This is a genomic window from Pseudoalteromonas sp. EB27 (assembly GCF_001974875.1).
In the GTDB taxonomy this organism is placed as follows: Bacteria; Pseudomonadota; Gammaproteobacteria; order Enterobacterales; family Alteromonadaceae; genus Pseudoalteromonas.
The window spans coordinates 466,898-492,131 of the sequence record NZ_MTQD01000001.1 but is presented as its reverse complement, the minus strand read 5'-3'; the positions used below and the strand labels follow the sequence as shown (position 1 = coordinate 492,131).

Genomic DNA, 25,234 nt, shown 5'->3' with positions numbered 1-25,234 from the left:
ATGCTGTTTTAAATTAGCTTAAGGTCGATAGGTGTTTTACTTTTTTGACCACCGATTTCTCTTACTAATTTAGGCACTAAAAATCCAGGCAGAGCTTTTAATAGCTCTGCCATTATTTCAATTGCTTGCGCTTCATTAATATCAAAGTGGCTGGCCCCTTCAACTTTATCTAGCAAATACAAATAATACGGTAATACGTCTGCGTCAAATAACGCTTCGCTTAAATTTATTTGTGCATCGAGCGTATCATTCACATCTTTTAAAATTACAGCTTGGTTTAGAAGCGTTACGTTTGCTTGTTTAAGCTTTTGCATAGCGGCTTTAAAATCAGCGTCTATTTCGTTTGCGTGGTTTATGTGATTAATAAAAATAATTTTTAATGGCGATTTTGCTAATCGTTCACATAACTCATCGGTCACTCGCGCAGGTATAACTACTGGTAAACGGCTATGAATTCGCATTCGTTTTATTTGTGGTAATTGCTCAAGTTCATCTAAAAACCAGCTTATTGCATCGTCTTTGGCCATGAGTGGATCGCCACCACTTAAAATCACTTCGTTTATATTGGCATCTGATTTTATGTAGCTCAATGTTTCTAGCAGGCTTTTTTTATTGAGCTGATTTTCTTGATACGGAAAATGCCTTCTAAAGCAGTAACGGCAATTTACAGCACAGCCGGTTTTAAACATCACTAAAACACGTGATTTATACTTATGTAAAAGGCCTGGCTGGTCGTTATCTTGCTCGAGCAGGGGATCTTTATTAAAACCCGATTTAGTCAAAAATTCTTGATGGCGTGGCATAACTTGTAGCAAAAGAGGATCGTTTGGATCGCCTTTGCGTATTTTTTTTATAAAAGGGATAGGCACGCGTACCGGAAATAAACTACGGGCTTTTAGGTCGTTTTCATGGACTTGGCTCGATAAACCGACCATTTCAAGCAAGGTTTTTGGGCAGGTAACTACATTTGCTAATTCTTTTTGCCAGTTTTTATGCAAATTTGCTTCATTTCTTTGTATCATTGGCATGTAGATTACTCGAAAAAATATAAATAGAGGAAACGATGGCGAATTATAGCACCAACGAGTTCAAGGGCGGCCTAAAAATTATGATGGACGGCGAGCCTTGCAGTATCTTAGAAAATGAAATGGTAAAACCTGGTAAAGGCCAGGCGTTTAACCGTGTTCGTATCCGTAAACTTATCTCTGGTAAGGTGCTTGAAAAAACCTTTAAATCGGGTGAATCAGTTGAAGGTGCTGATGTAATGGATACTGATTTAGCGTATCTATATACAGATGGCGAATTTTGGCATTTCATGAACAACGAAACATTTGAGCAAATTGCTGCTGACGAAAAAGCACTAGGCGATTCAGTAAAATGGTTAGTTGAAAATGATTTATGCACAATTACATTATGGAATGGCAGCCCTATTGCTGTTACACCACCTAACTTTGTTGAGCTTGAGATCACTGAAACAGATCCTGGCCTTAAAGGCGATACAGCGGGTACTGGTGGTAAACCAGCAACGCTTAGCACAGGTGCTGTAGTACGAGTTCCATTGTTCGTACAAATTGGCGAAGTAATTAAAGTAGACACCCGTAACGGTGAATACGTAAGCCGTGTTAAGTAAGCTTTAACATTGTTTATAAAATCCCAGCTTACGCTGGGATTTTTTTTGGAGAAAATATGTCAGCAGATCTTTGGGCCCCAAGCGCAAGCATTGAAACACTAAAACAACGCGCAGCGATATTACGTCGCATTCGTGAATTTTTTTATGCACGTGATGTTTTAGAAGTAGAAACGCCAAGCTTAAGTGCTGCCAGTGTAACCGATGTGCACTTAGCTAGTTTTAATACCACATTTGTAGGTCCAGGGCATGCTGGTGGGCTTCCTTTATTTTTACAAACATCTCCAGAGTTTGCCATGAAACGCTTGTTAGCAGCAGGCTCAGGCGCTATTTTTCAGCTTTGTAAAGCATTTAGAAATGAAGAAGCGGGTAGTCATCACAATCCTGAATTTACTATGCTGGAATGGTATCGCCCAGGCTTTGATGAATTTGCACTTATGGATGAAATGGATGAGTTAATGCAACTTGTTTTAGGTGTCGAGCCTGCAACTAGACTTACTTATCAGCAAGCGTTTGAAAAAGCACTCGGCCTCGACCCGTTAACCGCAAGCATAGAGCAATTAAAGCAACTAGCGTGTAAGCAGGGGTTTGCTGATATAGCCCAAAATGAAACGCATAAAGATACCTTACTGCAATTATTGTTTTGTATGAAAGTGGAGCCAACAATAGGACAAGAAAAACCGTGTTTTGTTTATCATTTTCCAGCTTCTCAAGCGGCACTTGCACAAATTTGTGAACACGATACACGCGTAGCAGGGCGCTTTGAGCTTTATTACAAAAATATGGAATTGGCTAACGGCTTTAACGAACTCACAAATGCCAGTGAGCAAGCTAAACGTTTTAATGAAGATAACGCATACCGCGCTGAAAACGGTTTAAAGCAAGTGCCAATGGATACGCGTTTAATTAAAGCGCTGGAGCATGGATTACCACAGTGCGCAGGGGTGGCTTTGGGGATTGATAGGTTGGTAATGCTCGCAACAAACAAAGAGAAAATTAAAGACGTAATTGCGTTTGATGTGCAAAGAGCGTGATGCTTAGCCTGTAGGCGTGCACCTTGCTGGCGCGTTAAAGCGAAGCTTTAAAAAGCTGTTCGATTATATGTCGTTTATGCTTAGTGTAAAGTAATTAGAAGCTGCGCTTCTCACGTGAGCAAGCTCTACGTCTACAACACAGCCATAAAATTGAACTCGGTGTTTTAAATACCCTGTAGGCGTGCAGCTTGCTGACGCGTTAAAGCGAAGCTTTAAAAAGTTGTTCGATTATATGTCGTTTATGCTTAACTTAAAGTAATCAGAAGCTTCGCTTCTCACGTGAGCAAGCTCTACGTCTACAACAAATTTTTACTTCTTATATAAAAACACCGCGTTTAATTTAAACGCGGTGTTTTTTATTGCTTGCTGTAGCTTTCATTTGAAAGCCAACGGCTGTGTTTTACAGATTAAGCGTAAACGTAACACCTGCTACGCGAGGCTCACCTAATTGTGTGTAAGTATGCGTTGCATAACCATCTTGCGGATCGTTACCAAACTCAAAGCCACGTGTAGGGAGCGTTTCATCAAACACGTTACGAGCCCATGCGCGAACTGCCCACATGTCTGCTTCGTAGCCAAAGCTTAAATTAACTAAGTTGCTGCTTGGTGCTTGTGAGTTGTGGCTATCAGAGAAGTAGTAGTCGTCCTTACCTTCAACACCAATCATACCGTAAAGCTCACTTGTAAAGTTATAGCGAGCAGTAAAAGCATATTGATATTTAGGTGACTGTGCTTGCTCACGACCGTCTTGATTTAAAGGGGCTTGATAGATATTAGATCTAGCAACAAAATCGTCTATTTCAGTATTTAAGTAACCAGCACTACCTGTTAAAAACAGGTTATCGGTTAGTTGGTAACTTCCTTCAACTTCTAGTCCGTAATTGCTGCCAGAACTTGCGTTATCAACATAGCTGGTAAATTGTTGATCTTCTATTAACCATCCTTTTAACTGCATGTTGTCACGATGCATGTAAAATGCGGCTAAGCGAAGTGTAAATTTGTCATCAAGCGATGAACCTTTAACACCAAATTCGCCACTCCATAAATATTCAGGGTCGAAGCTGGTGTGCTGCTGGAGAAAATCAGCGCTTAGGTTTAAGCCTTCATCTTTTGCTTTAGCCAGTGCTTCTGAATTAATACCGCCAGCTTTGTAGCCACGCGTAATGCTGGTGTAGATCATCGTACGATCAATTACCTGATACTCTAGCGCAATTTTACCGCCAACCATTACATCGTCAGTATCTTCTATAAAGCCATTGCTATCGGTGTAGTCACCTTGGTATTGCTCTACACGTAAACCAGTAATTAATGTAGTTTTTGGACCAATTGATGTCTCTACTTGGCCATAAATCGCAGTATTACTTACTTCATATCGAGAATTAAAGGTTTGGTATTCAGAAAATTTTCTACGTTGACGGTCAAGGTCTACATCACGCACTTGGTAATATGCCCCCAAGACCCAATTTTTTAATTTTCCACTGAGCTGTAATTCAGCTGCTCTATCATCACGATCGCGATAGTAAGCGTCTTCATAGCTGTATCCATCAGGATGTAAGCCAGCAGCGCATAACTGTGGTTCACTTGTATCGTTACATACCCAGTCTTCATCAAAGCTGTAAAGTAATTCGGTATCAATAGCCGATAGGTTTAGATTTACATCAAATAAATCAAAACCAGTGTAAGTATTATTAACACCGATTGCGTAGCTTTCTTGATTATCTTGCCCTGGCTCATCGGCAACACTATTGCGGCTGTTATCAAGCGTAAATGCATCGTAACCGTTGTTTATATCAATATAGTGAAGGTTTAACTCAGTATTTAAATGCTTTGTAAGCTGACTGTTTATTTTAAAGCGGGCTACTTGTTCGTCTTGATTTTGTGTTTCGTCATTTAAATACAAGTTATCTACGTAACCGTCTGACTTTCTGCGAAAGTAGCTAATGCGTGCGCTAGTATCATCTGTTAAGCCTGTACTTGCTGCAATGCCTGCTTCACGTGTGTTGTATGTGCCAGCACCTACTTGTAATTTTAAACTTGGATCGCTCGTGGCTTTAGCTGAACCCATTTGGATCATACCGGCCATACCGTCTGCGCCAAAGCGTGTACCTTGTGGGCCACGATAAATTTCTACTTGGTCTATATCAAATAATAATGAGCTGCCACCAAGACCAGAATAGTTAATGCCATCAATTACTAAGCCTACAGATGGATTAATAGGGTCTACAAATTGTGAGCGAAGTCCCACGCCACGAATTTGGATGTAACGACCACGCGACGCACCAGATGCAAAATTTACATTGGCGGCACTGCCTAACATTTCGTCTAAGTAATTTGCACCACGTTGATTAATTTCATCTTCGCTGAATAAGCTCGCACTCGCGCTTAAAGTTTGAATGCTTTCGCGCTGAAAATCGCCGGTTACAACAATTCTTTCTAGGTCGCTATCATCAGCGTTAGCTGCAATTGGTGCACCAAGCAGCGGTAAAAGTGCGGCAGTAATTAAAGACAAACGTAAGTTCATTGGGTTACTTAACTCCATTTTAGGGACTCGTATGGTAGCAATTATTTAAACACATGTGCTATAAACGCGGCAATTATACGTTAAATAATCAGGATTACTAATATGACCTTTAAAGTTGACTTCAAAGTACGTGATTACGAATGTGACTTACAAGGTATCGTAAATAACAGTGTTTATTTTAATTATTTAGAGCATGCTCGCCATGAATTTTTGTCCGCACACGGTATTGATTTTGCTCAATTAGCGAAAGATAAAATTAACCTAGTCGTGATGCGCAGCGAAATGGACTATAAACATTCACTATTACCTGGGGATGAATTTTATGTGGCTGTAGAGCCGCAGCGTATTAGTCGTTTAAAATTTGCGTTTAAGCAAACGGTTATACGTAAAAGCGATGAAAAAGTAATGCTCAATGCACTGGTTATAGGAACGTCCGTTAATGAAAAAGGTAGGCCGTTTTTACCAGAGCAAATAGATAACGTATTCAAAACTACAACTTAGTGCTTAATTGTATAACTTTTAAACTATCATAGAACAAAAATTTACATTTAAAACATGCATTTTTAACGGATAAAGGGCATAAATATTGTTACAATTATATTAATTAGACAATTAGTTAGTAGTAGCATGAAATTAGCAGCAATACCGATGCTTATAGTCGGTTTATGTGTTGGTTGCGCATCAACAGGGACGGTTACCAGTGAGCAGCTTAAATACACCCAATGGCAATTATCACGTGTTGATGGTTTAGCAATTCCACCTTCGTTTAATGCATCAATGAGCTTTATTGAAGCACTGCAAGTAAACGGTTTTGCTGGCTGTAACAAATTTTTTGGTGAGGGCTCGCTTGAAGAAAGTAACCTTACCGTAAGTAAATTAGGAATGACGCGCAAGTCGTGCGGCGAAGACCTTGATGAGTTTGAGCAGCAGTTATTACAAGCCTTAAAGCAAGGTGCCGAGCTTAAAATGCAAGACCAGCAATTAGTCATGCAAGGCGAGCAAACATTTGTGTTTATCCCTAAATAATTTTAAGTTTTTGAAAAACAGCCCCTTGCGGGCAGTTTTTAACTGACGTACACTCAGTGCAGATTTGTTGGGTAATACCTTCAAATCAATGAACAGAATTTATATATCAATACTTGTCGGAGTGCCAAAGCTAATTAATTAGTTTGTGGCTGAGATCGCGAAAGCGGGATCCGTGAACCTGATCAGGTTAATACCTGCGTAGGGAACAAGCTGCCTAAATCAGGACGCTTGTGCGTCTTTTTTTATGCGCACAATAAAGTGATTTTGTTTTTTTAGGCTGCAAAGTAGCATGTACGCTACTTTACGATCTTTCTCTATTCCTCGGAATATCTGACAAGACAACCCTTAAGCAATGAGGCAAGTCATGTCAAATACTACAAATAAAGCGTCACGCCGAGAAACTCGTGCTGCCGCGTCTGAATATATTTATAACTTAACGGGTCAACCGTTCCCAAATTCTCATAAAGTATACGTTGAAGGTACTCAACCTGGCGTGCGCGTTGGTATGCGTGAAATCACATTAAGTGACACGTTTATTGGCGGCACAGATGAAAACCCTGTTTATGAGTCAAACGATCCGCTTCGTGTTTACGATACGTCGGGCCCGTATACCGATCCTAATTTTGAACTAGACGTGCGCAAAGGCTTACCAAAATTTCGTGAACAATGGATTGAAAGCCGTGGTGACACTGAGGTTTTAGAGTCAGTGACGTCGCAGTTTTCGCAGCAGCGCATGGCAGATGAAGGGCTGGATCATATTCGCTTTGATCACCTTCCAAAAATTCGCCGTGGTGTCGCTGGTAAAAACGTAACGCAAATGCACTACGCACGCCAAGGGATTATTACTCCTGAAATGGAATACGTAGCCGTTCGCGAAAATATGGGACGTGCAGAAATTCGTAAAGAATTACTAGCCGCGCAGCATAAAGGCGAGTCGTTTGGTGCGAGTATTCCTGAATTTATTACCCCAGAATTTGTACGCGACGAAATAGCCCGTGGTCGCGCTATTTTACCAAATAATATAAACCATCCAGAAACAGAGCCTATGATTGTAGGTCGTAACTTTTTAGTAAAAGTTAATGCCAACATTGGTAACTCATCGGTTAGCTCATCTATTGAAGAAGAAGTAGAAAAAATGGTGTGGTCTACCCGCTGGGGCGCAGACACCGTGATGGACTTATCAACGGGGCGTTACATTCACGAAACGCGCGAATGGGTTGTACGTAACTCGCCTGTACCTATTGGCACAGTACCGATTTATCAAGCGCTTGAAAAAGTAAACGGTGTGGCTGAGGATTTAACGTGGGAGATTTTCCGCGATACGCTTATTGAACAAGCCGAGCAGGGTGTTGATTACTTTACTATTCATGCCGGTGTACTGCTTCGCTACGTACCAATGACGGCTAAACGCGTGACCGGTATTGTATCGCGCGGTGGCTCAATTATGGCTAAGTGGTGTTTGGCGCATCATAAAGAAAATTTTTTATACACGCACTTTGAAGACATTTGCGAAATTTTAAAACAATACGATGTGTGTTTTTCATTGGGTGATGGACTTCGCCCAGGCTCTATTGCTGATGCTAACGATGAGGCGCAGTTTAGTGAGCTACGCACATTAGGTGAACTGACTAAAATTGCGTGGAAGCACGATGTACAGGTATTTATTGAAGGCCCTGGTCATGTACCAATGCACATGATTAAAGCCAATATGGATGAGCAATTAAAGCATTGCGACGAAGCGCCATTTTATACATTAGGCCCGCTAACGACTGATATTGCACCAGGGTATGACCATATTACCTCAGGTATTGGGGCGGCTCAAATAGCATGGTACGGCTGTGCAATGCTGTGTTATGTAACACCTAAAGAGCATTTAGGTCTGCCAAATAAAGAAGATGTTAAAGAAGGCTTAATTACCTACAAAATTGCAGCGCATGCCGCTGATTTAGCAAAAGGGCACCCAGGCGCGCAAGAGCGCGATAACGCCTTATCAAAAGCACGCTTTGAGTTTAGATGGCATGACCAATTTAATATTGGTTTAGACCCTGACCGTGCTCGTGAATATCACGATGAAACCTTGCCGCAAGAATCAGGCAAAGTAGCTCACTTTTGCTCTATGTGTGGTCCTAAATTTTGCTCTATGAAAATTAGCCAAGAAGTACGCGATTACGCTAAAGATTTAGAAACACGCGGTATTGATCCAAATGATGCTGGCGAGGCTATTGAAATCAAAATGGTTGATGTAGAAGCCGAAATGAAAGCTAAATCAGCTGAGTTTAAGCAAACAGGCTCAGAGATTTACCACAAAGCGGTATAGCTAAAAGTTAGATGCAGACGTAGGTGAGGTTTTATACCTCGCTTCTTTAAAAGTTGAAGAAGTGCGAGTGAATTCGCACCTACTAATAACTGCTTTGGAGGTTTTATGTTTTATAACATTGCTGTGGTGGGTTTTGGTTTAGCAGGGCGCTTAGCTGCCCTTGAGCTAAGTAAGTTGCATCATGTAACGGTGTTTGAAGCTGACGATGAGCATACACAAAATAGCGCAGGTAAAGTGGCTGCAGCTATGCTGGCACCGCTGGCTGAGTCGGTATTATGCGAGGCTGACTTAGCATTAATGGGCCTTGATTCAATGAAGCGCTGGCCGGGTATTATTGCTGAACTTGAAAGTGACGTTTTTTTTCAGCAGCAAGGAACTTTGGTCATTGCGCACCAACAGGACAAAGGCGATTTACAAAGCTTTGCACAGCGTATAAAACCGCTAGCTGATCACACTGCCGAACATATAAATGCTCAACAAATTACAAAGCTTGAACCTGAACTTGCAGGGCGCTTTAATCAAGGCTTATTTTTACCCTGCGAGGGGCAAATAGATAACCAAGCATTTTATAAAGCCAGCTTTGCACAGCTCAACAAACGCAAAGTAAAGTTTGTGTTTAACCAGCGCGTAACCATTAGCGACAACAAAATAAACAATCGACCATTCGATTACATTATTGATTGCCGTGGGCTTGGTGCTAAAAATACTCAAGTTGATAAACCGCTTAGAGGTGTGCGCGGCGAAGTAGCAAGGTTATACGCACCAGAGGTAAGTTTAATCAGGCCCGTGCGTTTAATGCACCCGCGTTATCCAATTTATATAGCGCCTAAACCCAATAATGAATATGTAATTGGTGCGACCGAAATCGAATCTCAAGACAGCGGCGCGGCAACAGTGCGCTCAACCCTTGAATTACTTTCAGCCGCTTATACCGTACATAGCGGGTTTGCCGAAGCACGACTACTTAATATTCAAACCGGATTACGCCCCGCATTTAGCGATAACCGCCCAGAAGTATCAAAAGTTGGTAATGTAATTAGCATTAACGGCTTATATCGACATGGTTATATGTTGGCGCCGGCATTAGTGGCACAAGCAGTTTCACGAATAGAGTGAGAATAAAATGAACATTACAATTAATGGCGAGCTACTTAATGTTAATAACAAAGCGCTCGTTGAGGTACTTCAAAGTTTTGGTGCAGCCGCGCCTTTTGCTGTTGCTGTTAATAGCGAATTTATTCCACAAAGTCAGCACAGTAACTATGTACTTAATGAAGGCGACAGTGTTGAGTTGCTGTCACCCATTCAAGGCGGATAAAGCTCATGCAAACTAAAGGCTGTTTAACTATTTATGGAGAGCAAATTAAGAGTCGTTTGTTAATAGGCTCTGCGCTTTATCCGTCGCCCGATATTATGACCCAATCAATAGTCGCCTCTGGAGCTGAAATTGTAACCGTGTCGCTTAGGCGCCAACAAAGTGCAGCGGCAGGTGATGACTTTTGGCAGTTAATAAAAAACACCGGTTTAAAAATACTGCCTAATACCGCAGGGTGCCACAGTGTTAAAGAGGCCATAACGCTTGCAAAAATGTGCCGAGAGGTATTTGCCACCGATTGGATAAAGCTAGAGCTGATTGGCGATGATTACAATTTACAGCCAGACCCTTTTGCGCTACTTGAAGCGACAAAAATATTGATTAAGGATGGCTTTAAGGTACTGCCTTATTGCACCGATGACTTAGTACTTTGCCAGCGTTTAAATGAGCTAGGGTGTGAGGTTCTTATGCCGTGGGGAGCACCAATAGGTACAGGCAAAGGCTTGTTAAATAGCTATAATTTAAAAACTATTCGAGAGCGCTTACCCGATACCACATTAATAGTAGATGCAGGTTTAGGTTTACCATCGCATGCCTGCCAAGCACTCGAAATGGGGTATGATGCGGTATTATTAAATTCAGCCATTGCAGGGGCGGGTTGCCCAATTACTATGAGCCGCGCATTTAAAGCCGCAGTTGAAGCGGGGCGCTTTGCATACAAAGCAAAAGCGATGCCGGAAAAAGACGTAGCAGCCCCATCAACCCCTACAATGGGGATGCCATTTTGGCATCAGCAGTAAGGAAAAAAATATGAATAACGTAGTATGGACAATTGCCGGCTCTGACTCTGGCGGCGGTGCAGGTATTCAAGCTGATATAAAAGCAATGCAAAGTTTTGGCGTGCATGGCTGCACGGCAATTACGGCGCTTACTGCACAAAATAGTTTAGGCGTAGAGGCTATTAATGCAGTGTCTACCGATATTATTGAATCGCAGTTACTAGCGCTTGAAAAAGACATGAAAGCCAAAGTGATTAAAATTGGTATGTTAGCCAACGTGCAGCAAATTCAGTTGATCAGCGAACATATAAGTCACTATAAAGCTAAGTGGCCAGTGCCTCCCGTTATTGTATATGACCCTGTTGCGATTGCCTCAAGCGGTGACTTACTAACAGAAGAAGATACGGTAAGCGCAATTAAAGAATGTTTACTGCCGCTGGTGGATGTAATAACCCCAAACACCCACGAAACACAGTTATTAACCGGTGTGTATTTAATTGGCCCTGCGGCAATAAAAGAAGCGGCTAATAAGCTATTAAGCTGGGGTGCAAAAGCCGTTGTTATTAAAGGCGGGCATTGGGATTACCCAAGCGGCTATTGTATTGATTATTGTGTAAATAATTTTACGCAAGATGGTGAAGAGTATTGGCTTGGTAATCAAAAAATACAAACACCGCATAACCACGGCACCGGATGTAGCATGGCTTCGGTAATTGCTGCGTGTTTAGCTAAAGATTACCCATTAAAAGATGCCTTTATTTTAGCTAAAGCATATATAAACCAAGGGTTAAAACAGTCTGTACGCTACGGCGAGGGAATTGGACCGGTTGCTCAGACTTCATTCCCCACTAATTTAGCTGACTACCCACAAGTAATTGAGCCAGGTAGCTGGCTTGGCGATGAACTCGATTTTGATGTGCCACTTGATTTTAATATGGCTGCTGATTTTGCAACGTGCGAAAGTAAATCGCTTGGCTTATATGCAGTTGTAGATAGTACCGATTGGCTAGAAAAGTGCTTACAACAAGGCATTAAAACAGCTCAGCTGCGCGTTAAGAATAAAACCCAAGATGAGCTTGATGGGCTCATTAAGCAAGCTGTTGAGCTGGGCAAGCAATACAACGCACAGGTATTTATAAACGACTACTGGCAGTTAGCTATTAAGCACGGTGCATATGGTGTGCATTTAGGGCAAGAGGATTTAGACATTGCTAATTTAGCCGCTATTAAAGTGGCTGGGTTAAGGCTTGGGCTTTCGACTCATGGTTTTTATGAAATGCTGCGTGCGCATAATTATCGCCCTAGTTACATGGCATTTGGCGCTATTTACCCAACCACAACAAAAGACATGACAGGTCAAATACAAGGTCTTGAAAAGCTGATTAAGTTTGTACCACTTATGCAAAGTTACCCAACAGTAGCAATAGGCGGTATAGATTTAAGCCGTGCTGAGCAGGTAGCTAAAACCTGCGTAGGCAGTGTTGCCGTAGTGCGAGCGATAACAGAGGCTGATAATTACGTAGAGGCTATAAGCGCTCTGAAAGTGGCCATAAGCAGTGCACATTAATACTAACAAGGGTAATACTAACAAGGCTAATCTTAATATGGTCAGTAAAAGTGAATGAGCTAAGCGATAAAGAAACCCTACGATACAGCCGCCATTTATTGCTTGAAGAAGTGGGGCTTGAAGGGCAATTAACGCTTAAAACTTCAACGGTTGCGGTTGTTGGGGCAGGCGGGTTAGGTAGCCCAGTACTTTTGTATTTAGCTGCGGCGGGTATTGGAACGCTTATTTTAATTGACGATGATGAGGTAGAACTTTCAAATTTACAGCGCCAAGTGCTTTATAAAATAAACCACTTAGGGCAAAACAAGGTCGCCGCAGCGGGTAAAGTATTAGCGAGCCTGAATAATCAAATAGAAATAGTAACGCATTGCCAAAAGTTAGATGAGAATAATGCAGCCTACATGCTAAAAGGGGCTGACATAGTACTTGATTGCTCTGATAACTTTAGTACTCGCTATAGTGTTAATCGTTATTGTATTACTAATAAAACACCGTTAATTTCTGGTGCTGCACTCGCAACTAAAGGGCAGTTAATGGGCTTTGACTTTAGGCAAAGTAATAGCCCGTGTTATGGCTGTGTTTTTCCACAAAGCGAAGCTACACCCGTTATAAATTGCAGTAACGCAGGGGTTATCAGCCCGCTACTTGGTGTATTAGGCTCTATGCAGGCGCAACTTACGCTCAATTTATTGCTGGGGCATGCAGAGGGGGGTGTGTTTATAACCTTTCATGCGCTTACTTTAAAACAACAGCACTTTAAAGTGATTAAAGATTTAGAGTGTAAAGAGTGTGGTAAATAGGTTTTTGAGGGGCTTGTGCCTGTTATTACATGTGGCGTTAAGAAACCAAAAACTGACGCTTTTAACGTGAGCAAGCTCTACGTCTACAACACATCAAAACTTCTGCACCAAAATTGTAGACGCACAGCTTGCTGGCGTGATGGACGAAGTCCATAAAAATATAAACGGTGCAGCCTGCAATTAAATATAAACCAAAAGCTGACGCTTTTAACGTGAGCAAGCTCTAGGTCTACAAAATTAAAAAACCGCGTTTAAATAAACGCGGTTTTTTGATTTCTAATTAACGATTGACTTTAGTCGTTAATTTTTGCAAACGCAGTACCTAAGCGAGTAACCACTTCAGGTAATTGATCGTCCAGTATTTCCGCTTTATCAGCACCCCATGCAAGTACCACAGTAGAGCCTAATTTAAAGCGGCCCATTTCTTCACCCTTTTTAAGCGTGATGGCATTATCGCCAGTGGTTGGGTATTTCCAACTAAATACATCGCTACCTGCTGGTGGCGTGACAGTACCGGCCCAAATAGTTTCTATGCTGGCTACAATTGTTGCGCCAACAAGTACCATTGCAAGCGGACCAATTTCAGTTTCAAAAATTGCTACCACACGTTCGTTACGTGCAAACAAGTTAGGCACGTTTTGCGCTGTAAGTGGATTTACTGAAAATAAGTCTCCTGGCACGTAAACCATTTTGCTTAGGGTGCCATCAATTGGCATATGAATACGGTGGTAATCTTTAGGCGCTAAATAAATAGTGGCAAACTTACCGCCTAAAAATGGTGTTGTGTCATCTTGTGAGCCGCCTAGTAGCGCTTGTAAGCTGTAATCGTGACCTTTAGCTTGTATTAGCTGTCCGTCAACAATATCGCCTAGCTGGCTGATTGCGCCATCCACTGGCTGAGTGATGATATTGCTATCTTCTACCATTGGGCGCATGCCGTCTTTTAAAGGACGAGTAAAAAATTCATTAAAGCTTTTATAATGAGCCGGATCTGGGTATTGCGCTTCGCTCATGTCTACTTTGTATTGCTTAATAAATAGTTTAATTAAAGTAGTTGTTAAAGCGCCCGCTTTTGCAGCAGCTAATTTACCTACTACGCGTGAAATAAAATGTTTTGGCATTGCGTACTGCATTGCGATTTTAAATTTGTCTAAACTCACAGTATTTATCCTAAATTATACGCGAGGCGCACGGGCGCCTGCACGGCCATCGGCCATTGTTTCTAAAATTCGGTGGTAGCTGTCAAAGCGCAATTGAGAAATTCTGCCATCGGCTACAGCTTCTTTAACTATGCAACCCGGATCGTTTAAATGTTTACAGTCTCTAAAGCGGCACCCGCCTATAAATTCTCTAAACTCTTTAAAACACCACGTTACACGCTCAACATCTAAATGCCATAATCCAAATTCACGAATTCCTGGCGAGTCGATTAGGTTACCGCCACTTGGTAAATGGTGTAGTCGCGAAACTGTTGTTGTGTGCTGGCCTAAGCCGCTGTTTTCAGATACTTCTTTAGTTAATATTTCAGCGTTAGGCAATACAGTATTAACGAGGGTTGATTTCCCCACACCACTTTGGCCAACAAAAATATTATTTTTATCAACAAGTACTTCTTTTAATTTATCAATACCATCGCCTGATATATTACTAACAAGGAGTACTTGGTAATCAAGTTTACGATAGATATCGAGAACTTTTTGTATTTCGCTAAGGCCTGCTTCGTCAATTAAATCGGTTTTATTGAGCACTAAAATTGGCTCAATACCCATATCTTCACAGGCTATTAAATAACGGTCGATAATACTAGGGGTAAACTCGGGTAATACTGCCGACACCATCAATATTTGGTCAATGTTGGCTGCAATAACTTTTACACCGTCGTAAAAGTCAGGGCGGGTAAGTTGCGAACGACGCTCTTGCGTGGCTTCAATTACACCGGCTAAATCGCCTTCACTTACTTTGGCACGGCGAAACAATACTTCATCACCACATACTAAATTAGACACGGTACGGCGTATATTACAGCGAAGTACATCGCCATTTTCAGTTTCTACATCGGCGTGCTGGCCAAAACGACTGATCACAATTGCGCTCTCGACCTGACCTAAGTTATCGGTTTGCCATTCTTGCGCCCCTTTTTTAGCCGGTCTTGAGTCTGCGCTATTAATGCGCTTTTGGTGATTGGCCTTGATCTGACGCGATTGGCCTTTACTTAATTTTTTTTGTTTTGCCACTGGAGGCCTATAACCTTAGTTAAATGTCGCTTTTCCTAAAAAAAGCTTTAGCTCGACGGTTGATGCTAATATGATATATCGAAATGCGTTGGATCTAAAGGAAAGCACCGCTTAGGTAATTATGACTATTAATAAATCAAATTTAATTTGGCTCGATCTTGAAATGACAGGGCTCGAACCAGAGACCGATAAAATACTCGAAATTGCGACGGTTGTCACTGACGCAGACTTGAATATATTAGCCGAAGGGCCAACTATCGCTATTCATCAAAGTGATGAATTACTAAATGGTATGGACGAGTGGTGTACTACTCAGCATGGAAAGTCAGGTTTAACAGCGCGCTGTAAAGCAAGTACTTTCGATGAAGAGTATGCCGTTGCACAAACTTTAGATTTTTTAAAACAGTGGGTGCCTGCGGGTGTATCACCAATGTGTGGTAATTCAATTGGGCAAGATCGCCGCTTTATGAATAAATATATGCGCGAGCTTGAAGATTTTTTCCATTACCGAAATCTTGACGTAAGTACTATTAAAGAATTAGCACGTCGCTGGAAACCAGAAGTTCTTGCAAAAGTGAACAAAAAAGGCTCGCATCTTGCTCTGGATGATATTAAAGATTCGATTATGGAATTAAAAGTCTATAGAGAAAATTTCTTTAATTTGTAAAAAACACTTGCAAACACATCGGATTATTGTAGAATCCTGCCCCGCTCAAGACGATAACCCACGCGGGGTTAGTGTGTTTGAGTTGTTTTTATTGTGGTCATTTTATATCCATAATTAAAATGCGGTACTAGCTCAGTTGGTAGAGCGCGACCTTGCCAAGGTCGAGGTCACGAGTTCGAGCCTCGTGTACCGCTCCAATTTCTAACCAAAAGAAATTGTAGTGATTAAAAGAAGTAAAATGCGGTACTAGCTCAGTTGGTAGAGCGCGACCTTGCCAAGGTCGAGGTCACGAGTTCGAGCCTCGTGTACCGCTCCAATTTCTAACCAAAAGAAATTGTAGTGTTGAATGAAAATATAATGCGGTACTAGCTCAGTTGGTAGAGCGCGACCTTGCCAAGGTCGAGGTCACGAGTTCGAGCCTCGTGTACCGCTCCAATCATTTTATATCCTTTCAAAATTTTCTGTATTAAAAAATCATAATTTAAAATATCTCTCATCTACTATATTCTATGTGTAATATTCAGCATTGAAGTTTTGATTATTAGAAATTATTACTTCGCGCGCCTAAGATTTACGTCTATAGAGTGGCGTATTTTGAATCTATGAGGGTATGACTGAAAAAAAACAGAGGTTAACATTTTAAACCGAGAAGCTTGTGTTAAAACAGCTCCCCTTGAATAGTCGCTATAATTCGCCTTGAGCCACCAGAGTCACGATGCTCCCCCAAGTAAACACCTTGCCATGTACCTAACGCTAAATAACCATTTGAAATAGGAATACTTAACTCACAGCCTAACGTACTGGTTTTAATATGTGCGGGCATGTCGTCATCACCTTCATAATCGTGACGATAATAAGGTTGACGTTCAGGAACAAATTTATTGAAATGGCTTTCCATGTCCATACGAACAGTGGGGTCTGCATTCTCGTTTATGGTAAGACTTGCTGAGGTATGCTGAATAAATAAATGTAACAAGCCTATTTTGTAATTTGCCAGTTCAGGAAGTTGAGACAATATTTCGTCATCAATTATATGAAAACCTCGCGGGCGAGGTTTTAATGTAATTTGCTTTTGCTGCCAACTCATAGTTTATCGAAGCTAACTTCAATGTTTGCATTACCAGCGTCACAGCTAAATGGCATGATAATCTTTTTACCTTGGCTTTTATGAGTAATTGTATGACCCTTACCCGATACCACAATAGGCGTTGCCATATCAAAGTCGAAGCCTTTCTCACCTAGTAAGTTTTTAGCACCGCCGGTTACCATGTTGGTTATCTCGCCAACCATGTCAGTTACTTCTTCATCTATAGTATCTGGCCTTTCGCCAAGCATACGTTCCATAATGGTTAATGCTAGCCCTTCATCAAACGTAATTGAAAATGATCCGCGAGTTTGCGGGCCAACCATACCAATCAAACCTGATACATCACCACAGGCAATCTCATCAGTTTTAATGCGAGGTTTACCCGGTTTTAATTGAGTTTGAGCCATAGTGCTCAAAACATTAATTAAAGATGATAAAAACGGATTGATGAACTCTACATTCATAGTGGGTACTCTTAAATTGGGGCTAATAAATGGCTATATAGTATGAGTATAGCCACTAAGGATAATTTTGGGGGATTATGATGCTCTACAAGACTCACATTTGCCATGTGCTTCGATTGTTTGTCCAGAAACAACGAAGCCACCTTCAGCGGCTAAATTATTTAACTCATGAGAGATAACGGTCGAGTGCAACTCTTTAACAAATCCACAGGTATCGCAAATTAATAACTGTACAGGATGAATATGATCAAAATGATGGCACAGCATAAATGCATTTGTGCTTTCAATTTTATGAATAAAACCTAGTTCAGCTAAAAAGTCTAATGCACGATAAATAGTTGCAGGTTTAGCACCTGTTTCAGTTACTTTTAATTGCTCAAGCAAATCGTATGCACCAACACCACCTTGTGCACTGGCTAATAGACGAAATACTTTCTCGCGGATAGGCGTAAAACGCGCACCACGGTTGTCACAAACTTGTTTTGCTTTACTTACGAGTGATTCTATATTCATCATTACTCTTATCCTTATGCTACCGTGGTATACTAACATACTGTGTTGTAGTTGCAGCGTTTTTATTAAGCGCTTTTTACCTAGGAAACCCAGTAATGCACGAACTATTGGCTATATTTATTTTCTTTTTTGCGGTTATTGACCCCATTGGCACTGTCCCTGTATTTATTGCAGTCACACGTGGTGATGATGAGAAATTTAAACGTAAAGTTATATTTAAAGCGGTAGGCGTATCTGCATTAGTGCTCTTATTTTTTGTACTTGCAGGTGAGCAATTACTTAACGCAATTGAAATCCCACTTTCGGCTTTTCAAATAGCCGGCGGAATCATATTACTTATTTTTGCGCTTTCAATGATATTTGGTGAAAGTAAACCTGAAGCCGAAATTAAAAGTGTGCGCGATAGTACTGAAACCGCTATTTTTCCGTTAGCGATTCCATCTATTGCGAGCCCGGGCGCTATGTTAGGCGCCGTATTAATGACTCGTAATGAAGAGTATACCTGGGTTGAGCAGTTACTAACGTCTTCAATGATGCTTGCTGTATTAGCGGTTGTACTGGTTTTGTTATTGCTTGCAACGCATGTACATAAATTAATTGGTGACAGTGGTGCAAGTATAATAAGTAGAATTATGGGGCTTATTTTAAGTTCGGTTGCGGTTACCAATATTTTAAATGGCATAGCCCATTATTTTGGCTTGCAGGTGTTCTCTTAACATTGATGCCCGTTAGGCTTTTGTGTAAAATGCAGCGCCTTTTAAGCTGTGCTTAATAACTTTAATACCCTGAGGTTTGCTTTGAATAAATGTACTTTGGATAGACGCTTTTCTGTGGCACCAATGTTGGATTGGACTGATCGCCATTGTCGTACTTTTCATCGCAAAATGACTAAACATACTGTGCTTTATACTGAAATGATAACCACAGGGGCTATCTTATTTGGTCGAGGCGACTACTTACATTTTAATAAACACGAAGGCCCAGTGGCGTTGCAGCTTGGTGGCTCTGATCCTAAAGCGCTTGCGCAATGTGCAAAGTTAGCCGGTGAGCGTGGTTATGACGAAATAAATTTAAATGTAGGTTGCCCGTCAGACAGAGTTCAAAATGGTCGATTTGGCGCATGTTTAATGGCTGAACCTCAATTAGTAGCGGACTGTGTTGCAGCAATGAAAAGCGAAGTAAACATTCCTGTTACCGTTAAAACGCGCATTGGCATTGATGAGCAAGATTCGTATGAGTTTTTATGTGCGCTAATTGAAGCGTCCCATAAAGTAGGGTGTGATGACTTTATTATTCATGCTCGTAAAGCATGGCTGAATGGTTTAAGCCCAAAAGAAAATCGTGAAGTTCCACCGCTTGATTACCCACGTGTTTATCAACTTAAAAAAGATTATCCGCAACTCGATTTAAGCTTAAATGGCGGTGTTAAAACAATTGAGCAGAGCCTAGAACATTTACAACATATCGATGGTGTAATGATTGGGCGTGAAGCTTACAGTAACCCATTTATGCTCAATGACGTTGATGAGAAAATTTATGGTGATGCTGCAAACACACAATCACGCCACGACGTAGTGCGCTCAATGTACAGCTACATTGAAGAAGAAATGCGTTTGGGGGCTAATTTTTGGCATATTGCACGTCACATGCTCGGTATTTTTCAGGGGCAGCCTGGTGCACGAGGCTTTAGGCGTCACCTTTCTGAAAGTGGTCACGGGAAGCAAGCTGATTTATCGGTAATGGATAAAGCATTAAGCTTTGTACCAGAATAAAGCTAAGCCTTAAAAATTCTAAATTTAAGCTACTTTCGAGTGGCTTTTTTGATCCTAAAAATTAGTCAAAATCATAATTTATTGGCCAATTACACTCTATCCTGTTCAGCTTGAAGTCACTAAGATTTAGATGTCTTATTGTTTATTACCTTGATTTTAAATATTTTATTTTTATTTTGATGGACTTGGCACAACTCTTGGAATCTTCTTGTTGAAATTAATTAAAAATCAACAGGAGAATACCATGGGAATATTTAACCGCGTAAATGACGTTATTCAATCAAACATTGTGGCTATGCTTGATAAAGCAGAAGACCCTGAAAAACTTTTAAACCTAATGCTTAACGACATGCAAGATGCGTTGAATGAGTGTCGTAGTACAGCTGCTGCTTTATTGTGTGAAGAAAAAATAATTAATCGTCAAATTGATACTAAAAAAACAGAATTAGCAGCTTGGCAAGTTAAGGCTGAACATGCGGTTGAAAAAGGCAGTGATAACCTTGCTAAATCTGCTTTACTTGAAAAGCAACGTGTTAGTGAAAGCATTGTAAATAAGCAAACTCAGTTAGAAACTTTGCAAGAGTCTATCGCAAAAATTAAAGTTGATTGTGAGCGCCTGCAGCAAAAAATAGTAGAAGCTAAAACGAAGCAAGCACAATTAGTTAAACGCCATGATGTAGCAGCTGCAAGAAAAAAGATAAGTACAACGTTACAAAGCGACAAAGTAGCTAATGCATTATCTCGGTTTGAGCAAGTTGAGCAACGTGTAGAAAGTATTGAAGCCCAAATAGAAGCGTATGAGTTAACCGACTCTGCAAATACGACAGCTGCACAAATTGAAGCCTTAGTTAAAAATGAAAAAATAGATGCTGAGCTAGCTCAGTTGAAAACAATTTTAAAAACTGATTTAAAACAGACTGCTTAAGGAGAAGATTATGAATAGCTTTAATCGCCAACGTGGTTGGTATAAAGATACGTTAAATAAAAAAATATCAGGTGTATGTAGTGGTTTGGCGCATCGATTAGATTTTCCGGTGTGGGCAACGCGCTTAGTAACTATTTTATTATTTTTAAGCTTTCCGTTTGCAGTTGCTCTTGGTTATTTTATTGCGCATTGCTGCCTTGAAAATAAAGAGTATTAATACCAATAGGCATAAATATTTGAACAATTTAACGAATTAAATCACTCTATAACGTTGTTAAAATTTATATGTATAACAACTAGATATAAAAACTTTTGCCTAGTTATAGCGCAATTTGCTTATCGTTAAATAAACCCCGTATATAAGCCGGTTGGTATAAGGAGAATTACTATGAAAGCTTTGGCAGTATGTGTAATTATCTATTTATTACTGTTTACTGATTTAATAGCGTTTGTGCATGTTGACTCTTGGCAGTTACCGTTATGGATTGCTGATATCAGCTGGGCAGGGCTAGAGCTTGTAGGCGCTTTGGCCGCAATTGTTACTGTAGTTGCGGTAGTAGCTTTAATTACTATGGGATTAGTAGGTGCGGGTGTAGTGGCGTTAGCAGGGACTGTTTTAGCGCTTTTATTCGGATCTATAATGATTGCATGGCCGTTACTATTTGTTGCAGTGTTGTGTTGGCTTGTTGCCGATAACAAAAAAGTAGCCTCTTAATCCTTAATTTGACTGACTATTATAGGTTAACTATGTTAAATTTAGCCTGTAATTTAAAGTTTTCATAAGGATAAGAATGATGACGAAACTATGTTTTTCGATGGCTTCTGCATTACTATTTAGTTTTTTTTCGTCATCGTTGGCGGCGCACTCAGGACACGAACATGCTTCAGATGTGGCTGTACTCGAAGTAGTTAACGCGCAAGTTAGAGAGTTTTTACCTGGCAGTAATTCAACTGTAGGTTACTTAACGCTTATTAATCACGGCGGAACAGCAGCAACTTTAACTAAGGCAACGCTTGATGGCTTGGGCCGTGTTGAAATACACGAGCACTCACATGTAGACGGCATGATGAAAATGCAACAAGTTAAATCAGTTGAAATTAAAGCGCATGAAAGTGTCAGTTTTCAACCTGGCGGTTATCATTTAATGGTATTTGAACCACAAGAGCCATTAAAAGTAGGGCAAGAACGTAAACTCACGCTATATTTTAGTGACGGTAATCGCTTGTTTACTAATGCTCAAGTCGTGTCGCTTGAAGCTCAAACTAAACAGTCGAAACCTTCTACTCAACACGCTCACCATTAGGAGTACACATGTCGCAACATAAAGGAAAAATAGCAGGAATAGTTGTTTTACTGCTTATCATTTTTTACGCAATTGCTGTTTATTGGAGCACTGAACCTTCACGTTTTGACGTTGTTGCAAACGCCAAAGAGCAAGCGCAGCTTCGTAATGAAAAAATAGTAACGGGTTATGTAACTACTTCTACATTGATTACAGTAGCCAATACCTTACTCGATAAACCGGGTGGCTACTTATCAAATGATGTAATACCGCCAAGTATTATTATGGATGATATGCCAGCGTGGGAATATGGCGCGCTAGAAATGGTACGTGATTTATCGCTTTCTATGCGAAAAGATTTTAGTCGTTCACAATCACAGTCTACTGAACATGAAGCACTTAAAAAGGCGCAGCCACAGTTTAATATAAGCTCTGAAGCATGGGCATGGCCAAGTGCTGAAGGTGAGTACCAAAAAGGTATTGACTACTTAATGGTATATCGAGGACAAATTGCTAACGAGCATGAGCGCGATAGCCAATTTTACGCACGAGCAGATAACTTACGTAGTTGGCTTAAAGAAGCTGAAAAACGTTTAGGTAGTTTAAGTCAGCGTTTAAGTGCCAGTGTAGGCCAAGAAAAAGTGAATACCGATTTAGCAGGTAATTCATCTAATAAACAAGCAACCCTTGCTCCACTGCAGCAACAAGTAAGAACGCCGTGGTTAGAAATCGACGACGTGTTTTACGAGTCGCGCGGTGCTACTTGGGCGTTACTACACTTTTTACAAGCGATAGAGTATGACTTTAATGATGTACTTGAAAAGAAAAATGCACGTGTAAGCTTACAACAAATCATACGTGAACTTGAGGCAACTCAAGAAACAGTATGGAGCCCACTTATTTTAAACGGGAATGGTTTTGGCTATGTTGCTAACCACTCTTTAGTTATGGCAAATTATATTTCTAGAGCCAATGCGGCTTTAATCGAACTTAGCGAACTACTAGCTCAAGGATAAAAAATGAAAAAGTATTGTTTAGCAGCAGCCCTTTCAATGGCATGTTTAGCACCAGCGGCGCAAGCTGACACCCTATTAGGTTTATATGTAGGTGTTGATGGATGGAAGTCAGATAACGATGGCCAATTTTCTTACAAAAATAATGCATCTCAAGATTTTGATTTTGAAGATGAGACTTTTGTAAGTTACTACGCGGCACTTGAGCACCCAGTGCCGTTAGTACCAAATATCAAATTAAAGTATACAGAGCTTGAGCTAAATGGTTCAGCGCTGCTTACAGATACATTTAGCTTTAATGGTTCTGATTATGTTGTTGGTTCTACTGTAAATACGGTAAGTGATTTAACGCATATTGATTATATTTTTTATTATGAAATTTTTGATAATGACTTAATTTCAATAGACCTAGGTTTAAATGCTAAACAGTTTGACGGTGATATTGTTGTAAGTGGCACTACCCAAAATGGTGGTACTAACTTTACCGAAACCAAAGACTTCTCCGGTTTTGTTCCTCTTGCATACGGCCGTGCCGAAGCTGGCTTACCATTTACTGGTTTAAGTGTATTTTTTGAAGGTAGCTTTTTGGCTATTGACGATAGCAAAGTACAAGATTACCAAGTAGGCGTAGCGTGGGAACTTATTGATAACCTAGCAGTAGATGTTGCTGTTAAAGCCGGTTACCGCTCTATGGTATTAGAACTTGATGATGTAGATGATATTACTACTGATATTGATGCATCTGGCCCATTTGCGGGTATTCAGGTTCATTTTTAATTAGTATTTTCTAATTAAACAAAGCGTGGCATTTTATTTTATTGCGTGCCACGCTAAATCAAACTCTCCCTCTAGCGCATTATTAATCAACTGCTTATAGACCTTATTGACAGGGAAATTAATGAGTTTAGAAAGCTCATCACCTGTTTGCGTAAATTTGTAATAGCTTAATACCAAATCACTACTCTTTGCCTTTAACGTTACTTTTTGCGATAAAAATGAAAGGGTAAGCTCTTGCCCCGCTTTAAGCACTGCAGATTCAATTTCTTTTCTATACAGTAAATTAAGATCCATGAGCGTTAAAATATCAGGAAAGCTAATACCCGTTTTTCCTAAATTTAGAGATACTTTATTGCCTTTTCGTAGCAAATCAAACAAGGACGGTTTTTTGTAAAAGCCGAGTAATATAAAGTGGCTGTCGTCTTTTTCGTTATAGCCTGAGAGCGACACACATTTTTGCAAAGAGTCTGCTTCTCGCTGTGTCATATGTTTTAAAGTTTGTAGGCTTTTAATTGAAAACGTACCAGGATTAAGGGTTTCTCCCGTTAAAATTTTTGCCCATAAAATTTGCATTGACGAATTAGAAGTATCTTCACACAGAGCTATAAAGTGTTCTACCCAGTCAACATCGGGCTGTTTACTACTTGCTACATCAGGGCAAAATCCCATAGCCATTGCTAAAATTGATTCTATATTTTGTTGTTGTTTAATAAGTAATAAATCTTGGCGTTTTTGAGCGCGAGCTAAAACAGAGTTTTCACTATTGATATGATAAAGCGGCTTAATTTGGCCCTTAATATCGTAACTCTGCTCGTTAGTAGGTAGTACACCGTTACTTCCTACTTTTGTTATAGGGTAACCAAGTAAGGATTCAATGATGTTGGCTAGATTAATTCTCGCCTGTGCTGTTTTGACTGTCATGACTGTGCATTATCCTTTGTGGATCACTAAGCTGTGCAACAGTTTGAAGGTTATTTAACCCCAGTGAAACTGTATTACTGAGTACGTACTCGCTTAAAATTGCAGTGTAACCAGATATTAAAGGAGCCGTTGTTTGACCTTTAATATTACATATTAACGTAACTATACCGTTTTGCTCGCTAAGGTTAAAAGTGCCTCTGATAATATGTTCAGCATTTAAAAGTATGTTGAAGCTGACTTTATTTTGGCTTACCGAAGTTATGATCATTTCACCATACCCCCATTTTCCTTTCCAAGACTGATGAGCTCCTAGGCCAGAACTGGGTTCGCCCAAAGTAAAACGTATGCTGGGGTCTACTTTTTCCCATGGAGACCATTTTTGCCATTGGCTAAAGTCGGTGATAAGCGGCTTTATTACTTTAAGATTGGCATTAATTTCGATTGTTTTATTTACACTATAACTTTGAGGCAGTATTAGCCCTACCAGTGCCAATACCAATAGTAATAACAGCACGCATTTGATTAATATTTTTAATGGTTTAATAAGCACACCTTTTATTAGTTTTTCAAGTTGAAATACAACAACTTTTTA

The 25,234-nt window shown here is 40.4% G+C and carries 28 protein-coding genes, 3 tRNA genes and 1 riboswitch; of the genes, 22 read left to right on the top strand and 9 right to left on the bottom strand.

What is annotated here, in order from left to right:
* Positions 1–8: 8 nt before the first annotated feature.
* A complete protein-coding gene (epmB, locus tag BW142_RS02255; protein ID WP_076923785.1) occupies positions 9–1,022 on the bottom strand; it encodes an EF-P beta-lysylation protein EpmB in 1,014 nt (337 codons plus the stop codon).
* Between the two features lie 41 nt (positions 1,023–1,063).
* On the opposite strand from epmB, the gene efp reads away from it, so the two are divergent.
* Both efp and epmA read left to right on the top strand, forming a co-directional pair.
* Complete coding sequence (efp, locus tag BW142_RS02250; RefSeq protein ID WP_010555265.1) at positions 1,064–1,630, top strand: elongation factor P; 567 nt, start codon at positions 1,064–1,066, stop codon at positions 1,628–1,630.
* Positions 1,631–1,686: 56 nt separating this feature from the next.
* Positions 1,687–2,661 carry an elongation factor P--(R)-beta-lysine ligase gene (gene epmA / locus BW142_RS02245; protein ID WP_076923731.1) on the top strand — a complete coding sequence of 325 codons (975 nt, stop codon included), beginning with the start codon at positions 1,687–1,689 and terminating at the stop codon, positions 2,659–2,661.
* A gap of 400 nt (positions 2,662–3,061) precedes the next feature.
* Here the strand turns inward: epmA and BW142_RS02240 are convergent, their stop codons facing one another.
* Positions 3,062–5,200, bottom strand: coding sequence for a TonB-dependent receptor (locus BW142_RS02240; RefSeq protein ID WP_171972304.1), 2,139 nt, complete (start codon positions 5,198–5,200; stop codon positions 3,062–3,064).
* Positions 5,201–5,284: 84 nt separating this feature from the next.
* Between BW142_RS02240 and BW142_RS02235 the strand changes: the two genes are divergently transcribed.
* From BW142_RS02235 to BW142_RS02200, 8 genes are all read left to right on the top strand, one after another.
* Positions 5,285–5,683, top strand: coding sequence for an acyl-CoA thioesterase (locus BW142_RS02235; protein ID WP_024600333.1), 399 nt, complete (start codon positions 5,285–5,287; stop codon positions 5,681–5,683).
* Positions 5,684–5,809: 126 nt separating this feature from the next.
* Positions 5,810–6,208: an META domain-containing protein gene (locus BW142_RS02230; RefSeq protein WP_010555269.1), complete on the top strand. Its 399-nt coding sequence runs from the start codon at positions 5,810–5,812 to the stop codon at positions 6,206–6,208.
* Between the two features lie 107 nt (positions 6,209–6,315).
* Positions 6,316–6,430, top strand: a riboswitch (TPP riboswitch).
* A 142-nt stretch (positions 6,431–6,572) separates the two neighbouring features.
* Positions 6,573–8,525, top strand: a complete 1,953-nt coding sequence (gene thiC / locus BW142_RS02225) for a phosphomethylpyrimidine synthase ThiC (RefSeq protein WP_076923730.1) — start codon at positions 6,573–6,575, stop codon at positions 8,523–8,525.
* 105 nt (positions 8,526–8,630) lie between these two features.
* A complete protein-coding gene (locus BW142_RS02220; RefSeq protein WP_076923729.1) occupies positions 8,631–9,641 on the top strand; it encodes an FAD-dependent oxidoreductase in 1,011 nt (336 codons plus the stop codon).
* A gap of 7 nt (positions 9,642–9,648) precedes the next feature.
* Positions 9,649–9,843 carry a sulfur carrier protein ThiS gene (gene thiS, locus BW142_RS02215; protein WP_024600336.1) on the top strand — a complete coding sequence of 65 codons (195 nt, stop codon included), beginning with the start codon at positions 9,649–9,651 and terminating at the stop codon, positions 9,841–9,843.
* Positions 9,844–9,848: 5 nt separating this feature from the next.
* On the top strand, positions 9,849–10,640 hold the full coding sequence (locus tag BW142_RS02210; protein ID WP_076923728.1) for a thiazole synthase: 792 nt from the start codon (positions 9,849–9,851) through the stop codon (positions 10,638–10,640).
* Between the two features lie 10 nt (positions 10,641–10,650).
* Positions 10,651–12,186, top strand: coding sequence for a thiamine phosphate synthase (thiE, locus tag BW142_RS02205; protein WP_076923727.1), 1,536 nt, complete (start codon positions 10,651–10,653; stop codon positions 12,184–12,186).
* Positions 12,187–12,236: 50 nt separating this feature from the next.
* Positions 12,237–12,986, top strand: a complete 750-nt coding sequence (locus tag BW142_RS02200; RefSeq protein ID WP_076923726.1) for a HesA/MoeB/ThiF family protein — start codon at positions 12,237–12,239, stop codon at positions 12,984–12,986.
* A gap of 293 nt (positions 12,987–13,279) precedes the next feature.
* Here the strand turns inward: BW142_RS02200 and asd are convergent, their stop codons facing one another.
* On the bottom strand, positions 13,280–14,146 hold the full coding sequence (asd, locus tag BW142_RS02195; protein WP_024606371.1) for an archaetidylserine decarboxylase: 867 nt from the start codon (positions 14,144–14,146) through the stop codon (positions 13,280–13,282).
* Positions 14,147–14,161: 15 nt separating this feature from the next.
* On the bottom strand, positions 14,162–15,220 hold the full coding sequence (rsgA, locus tag BW142_RS02190; protein WP_024606370.1) for a small ribosomal subunit biogenesis GTPase RsgA: 1,059 nt from the start codon (positions 15,218–15,220) through the stop codon (positions 14,162–14,164).
* A gap of 121 nt (positions 15,221–15,341) precedes the next feature.
* On the opposite strand from rsgA, the gene orn reads away from it, so the two are divergent.
* The 4 genes from orn (at position 15,342) to BW142_RS02170 (ending at position 16,322) form a co-directional block, all read left to right on the top strand.
* Positions 15,342–15,887: an oligoribonuclease gene (gene orn / locus BW142_RS02185; protein ID WP_004336052.1), complete on the top strand. Its 546-nt coding sequence runs from the start codon at positions 15,342–15,344 to the stop codon at positions 15,885–15,887.
* Between the two features lie 121 nt (positions 15,888–16,008).
* A tRNA-Gly gene (locus BW142_RS02180) sits at positions 16,009–16,084 on the top strand.
* Between the two features lie 43 nt (positions 16,085–16,127).
* Positions 16,128–16,203: transfer RNA gene (locus BW142_RS02175), tRNA-Gly, on the top strand.
* A gap of 43 nt (positions 16,204–16,246) precedes the next feature.
* Positions 16,247–16,322, top strand: a tRNA-Gly gene (locus tag BW142_RS02170).
* Positions 16,323–16,545: 223 nt separating this feature from the next.
* On the opposite strand, the gene BW142_RS02165 is transcribed toward BW142_RS02170, so the two are convergent.
* The 3 genes from BW142_RS02165 to BW142_RS02155 all read right to left on the bottom strand — a co-directional run bounded on the left by BW142_RS02165 (position 16,546) and on the right by BW142_RS02155 (position 17,951).
* Positions 16,546–16,974, bottom strand: coding sequence for a secondary thiamine-phosphate synthase enzyme YjbQ (locus tag BW142_RS02165; protein ID WP_024599239.1), 429 nt, complete (start codon positions 16,972–16,974; stop codon positions 16,546–16,548).
* Positions 16,971–17,438 (bottom strand): chemotaxis protein CheX, encoded by a 468-nt coding sequence (locus BW142_RS02160; protein ID WP_007580265.1) that lies wholly within the window; start codon positions 17,436–17,438, stop codon positions 16,971–16,973. The genes BW142_RS02165 and BW142_RS02160 overlap by 4 nt, the downstream gene beginning before the upstream one ends.
* A 75-nt stretch (positions 17,439–17,513) precedes the next feature.
* Complete coding sequence (locus BW142_RS02155) at positions 17,514–17,951, bottom strand: transcriptional repressor (RefSeq protein WP_024599240.1); 438 nt, start codon at positions 17,949–17,951, stop codon at positions 17,514–17,516.
* 95 nt (positions 17,952–18,046) lie between these two features.
* Between BW142_RS02155 and BW142_RS02150 the strand changes: the two genes are divergently transcribed.
* From BW142_RS02150 to BW142_RS02115, 8 genes are all read left to right on the top strand, one after another.
* A complete protein-coding gene (locus tag BW142_RS02150; RefSeq protein ID WP_024589771.1) occupies positions 18,047–18,667 on the top strand; it encodes a MarC family protein in 621 nt (206 codons plus the stop codon).
* Between the two features lie 123 nt (positions 18,668–18,790).
* Complete coding sequence (gene dusA / locus BW142_RS02145; protein ID WP_024599241.1) at positions 18,791–19,723, top strand: tRNA dihydrouridine(20/20a) synthase DusA; 933 nt, start codon at positions 18,791–18,793, stop codon at positions 19,721–19,723.
* Between the two features lie 244 nt (positions 19,724–19,967).
* The gene (locus BW142_RS02140) at positions 19,968–20,648 is read left to right on the top strand and encodes a PspA/IM30 family protein (RefSeq protein WP_076923725.1); all 681 of its coding nucleotides are present in this window, start codon (positions 19,968–19,970) and stop codon (positions 20,646–20,648) included.
* A gap of 10 nt (positions 20,649–20,658) precedes the next feature.
* Positions 20,659–20,865: a PspC domain-containing protein gene (locus BW142_RS02135; RefSeq protein ID WP_024599243.1), complete on the top strand. Its 207-nt coding sequence runs from the start codon at positions 20,659–20,661 to the stop codon at positions 20,863–20,865.
* Between the two features lie 171 nt (positions 20,866–21,036).
* A complete protein-coding gene (locus BW142_RS02130) occupies positions 21,037–21,363 on the top strand; it encodes a hypothetical protein (RefSeq protein ID WP_024599244.1) in 327 nt (108 codons plus the stop codon).
* Positions 21,364–21,442: 79 nt separating this feature from the next.
* Complete coding sequence (locus tag BW142_RS02125) at positions 21,443–21,952, top strand: copper chaperone PCu(A)C (RefSeq protein ID WP_076923724.1); 510 nt, start codon at positions 21,443–21,445, stop codon at positions 21,950–21,952.
* Between the two features lie 8 nt (positions 21,953–21,960).
* Entirely contained in the window at positions 21,961–22,947 is a 987-nt protein-coding gene (locus BW142_RS02120) for a DUF2333 family protein (protein ID WP_002957928.1), read from the top strand.
* Between the two features lie 3 nt (positions 22,948–22,950).
* The gene (locus BW142_RS02115) at positions 22,951–23,721 is read left to right on the top strand and encodes a TIGR04219 family outer membrane beta-barrel protein (RefSeq protein ID WP_076923723.1); all 771 of its coding nucleotides are present in this window, start codon (positions 22,951–22,953) and stop codon (positions 23,719–23,721) included.
* A 33-nt stretch (positions 23,722–23,754) separates the two neighbouring features.
* Here BW142_RS02115 and BW142_RS02110 read toward each other — a convergent pair whose 3' ends face one another.
* Together BW142_RS02110 and BW142_RS02105 are read right to left on the bottom strand one after the other, a co-directional pair.
* Positions 23,755–24,642, bottom strand: a complete 888-nt coding sequence (locus BW142_RS02110) for a TIGR03899 family protein (protein WP_076923722.1) — start codon at positions 24,640–24,642, stop codon at positions 23,755–23,757.
* A complete protein-coding gene (locus tag BW142_RS02105) occupies positions 24,611–25,192 on the bottom strand; it encodes an SRPBCC family protein (RefSeq protein WP_007580289.1) in 582 nt (193 codons plus the stop codon). The genes BW142_RS02110 and BW142_RS02105 overlap by 32 nt, the downstream gene beginning before the upstream one ends.
* Between the last annotated feature and the right edge of the window lie 42 nt (positions 25,193–25,234).

Excerpts from the sequence above, each read along its gene's own strand:
- epmB (WP_076923785.1), bottom strand. The coding sequence starts at position 1,022 with ATGATACAAAGAAATGAAGCAAATTTGCATAAAAACTGGCAAAAAGAA.
- efp (WP_010555265.1), top strand. The coding sequence starts at position 1,064 with ATGGCGAATTATAGCACCAACGAGTTCAAGGGCGGCCTAAAAATTATG.
- epmA (WP_076923731.1), top strand. The coding sequence starts at position 1,687 with ATGTCAGCAGATCTTTGGGCCCCAAGCGCAAGCATTGAAACACTAAAA.
- BW142_RS02240 (WP_171972304.1), bottom strand. The coding sequence starts at position 5,200 with ATGGAGTTAAGTAACCCAATGAACTTACGTTTGTCTTTAATTACTGCC.
- BW142_RS02235 (WP_024600333.1), top strand. The coding sequence starts at position 5,285 with ATGACCTTTAAAGTTGACTTCAAAGTACGTGATTACGAATGTGACTTA.
- BW142_RS02230 (WP_010555269.1), top strand. The coding sequence starts at position 5,810 with ATGAAATTAGCAGCAATACCGATGCTTATAGTCGGTTTATGTGTTGGT.
- thiC (WP_076923730.1), top strand. The coding sequence starts at position 6,573 with ATGTCAAATACTACAAATAAAGCGTCACGCCGAGAAACTCGTGCTGCC.
- BW142_RS02220 (WP_076923729.1), top strand. The coding sequence starts at position 8,631 with ATGTTTTATAACATTGCTGTGGTGGGTTTTGGTTTAGCAGGGCGCTTA.
- thiS (WP_024600336.1), top strand. The coding sequence starts at position 9,649 with ATGAACATTACAATTAATGGCGAGCTACTTAATGTTAATAACAAAGCG.
- BW142_RS02210 (WP_076923728.1), top strand. The coding sequence starts at position 9,849 with ATGCAAACTAAAGGCTGTTTAACTATTTATGGAGAGCAAATTAAGAGT.
- thiE (WP_076923727.1), top strand. The coding sequence starts at position 10,651 with ATGAATAACGTAGTATGGACAATTGCCGGCTCTGACTCTGGCGGCGGT.
- orn (WP_004336052.1), top strand. The coding sequence starts at position 15,342 with ATGACTATTAATAAATCAAATTTAATTTGGCTCGATCTTGAAATGACA.
- BW142_RS02165 (WP_024599239.1), bottom strand. The coding sequence starts at position 16,974 with ATGAGTTGGCAGCAAAAGCAAATTACATTAAAACCTCGCCCGCGAGGT.
- BW142_RS02160 (WP_007580265.1), bottom strand. The coding sequence starts at position 17,438 with ATGAATGTAGAGTTCATCAATCCGTTTTTATCATCTTTAATTAATGTT.
- BW142_RS02155 (WP_024599240.1), bottom strand. The coding sequence starts at position 17,951 with ATGAATATAGAATCACTCGTAAGTAAAGCAAAACAAGTTTGTGACAAC.
- BW142_RS02150 (WP_024589771.1), top strand. The coding sequence starts at position 18,047 with ATGCACGAACTATTGGCTATATTTATTTTCTTTTTTGCGGTTATTGAC.
- dusA (WP_024599241.1), top strand. The coding sequence starts at position 18,791 with ATGTTGGATTGGACTGATCGCCATTGTCGTACTTTTCATCGCAAAATG.
- BW142_RS02140 (WP_076923725.1), top strand. The coding sequence starts at position 19,968 with ATGGGAATATTTAACCGCGTAAATGACGTTATTCAATCAAACATTGTG.
- BW142_RS02135 (WP_024599243.1), top strand. The coding sequence starts at position 20,659 with ATGAATAGCTTTAATCGCCAACGTGGTTGGTATAAAGATACGTTAAAT.
- BW142_RS02130 (WP_024599244.1), top strand. The coding sequence starts at position 21,037 with ATGAAAGCTTTGGCAGTATGTGTAATTATCTATTTATTACTGTTTACT.
- BW142_RS02125 (WP_076923724.1), top strand. The coding sequence starts at position 21,443 with ATGACGAAACTATGTTTTTCGATGGCTTCTGCATTACTATTTAGTTTT.
- BW142_RS02120 (WP_002957928.1), top strand. The coding sequence starts at position 21,961 with ATGTCGCAACATAAAGGAAAAATAGCAGGAATAGTTGTTTTACTGCTT.
- BW142_RS02115 (WP_076923723.1), top strand. The coding sequence starts at position 22,951 with ATGAAAAAGTATTGTTTAGCAGCAGCCCTTTCAATGGCATGTTTAGCA.
- BW142_RS02110 (WP_076923722.1), bottom strand. The coding sequence starts at position 24,642 with ATGACAGTCAAAACAGCACAGGCGAGAATTAATCTAGCCAACATCATT.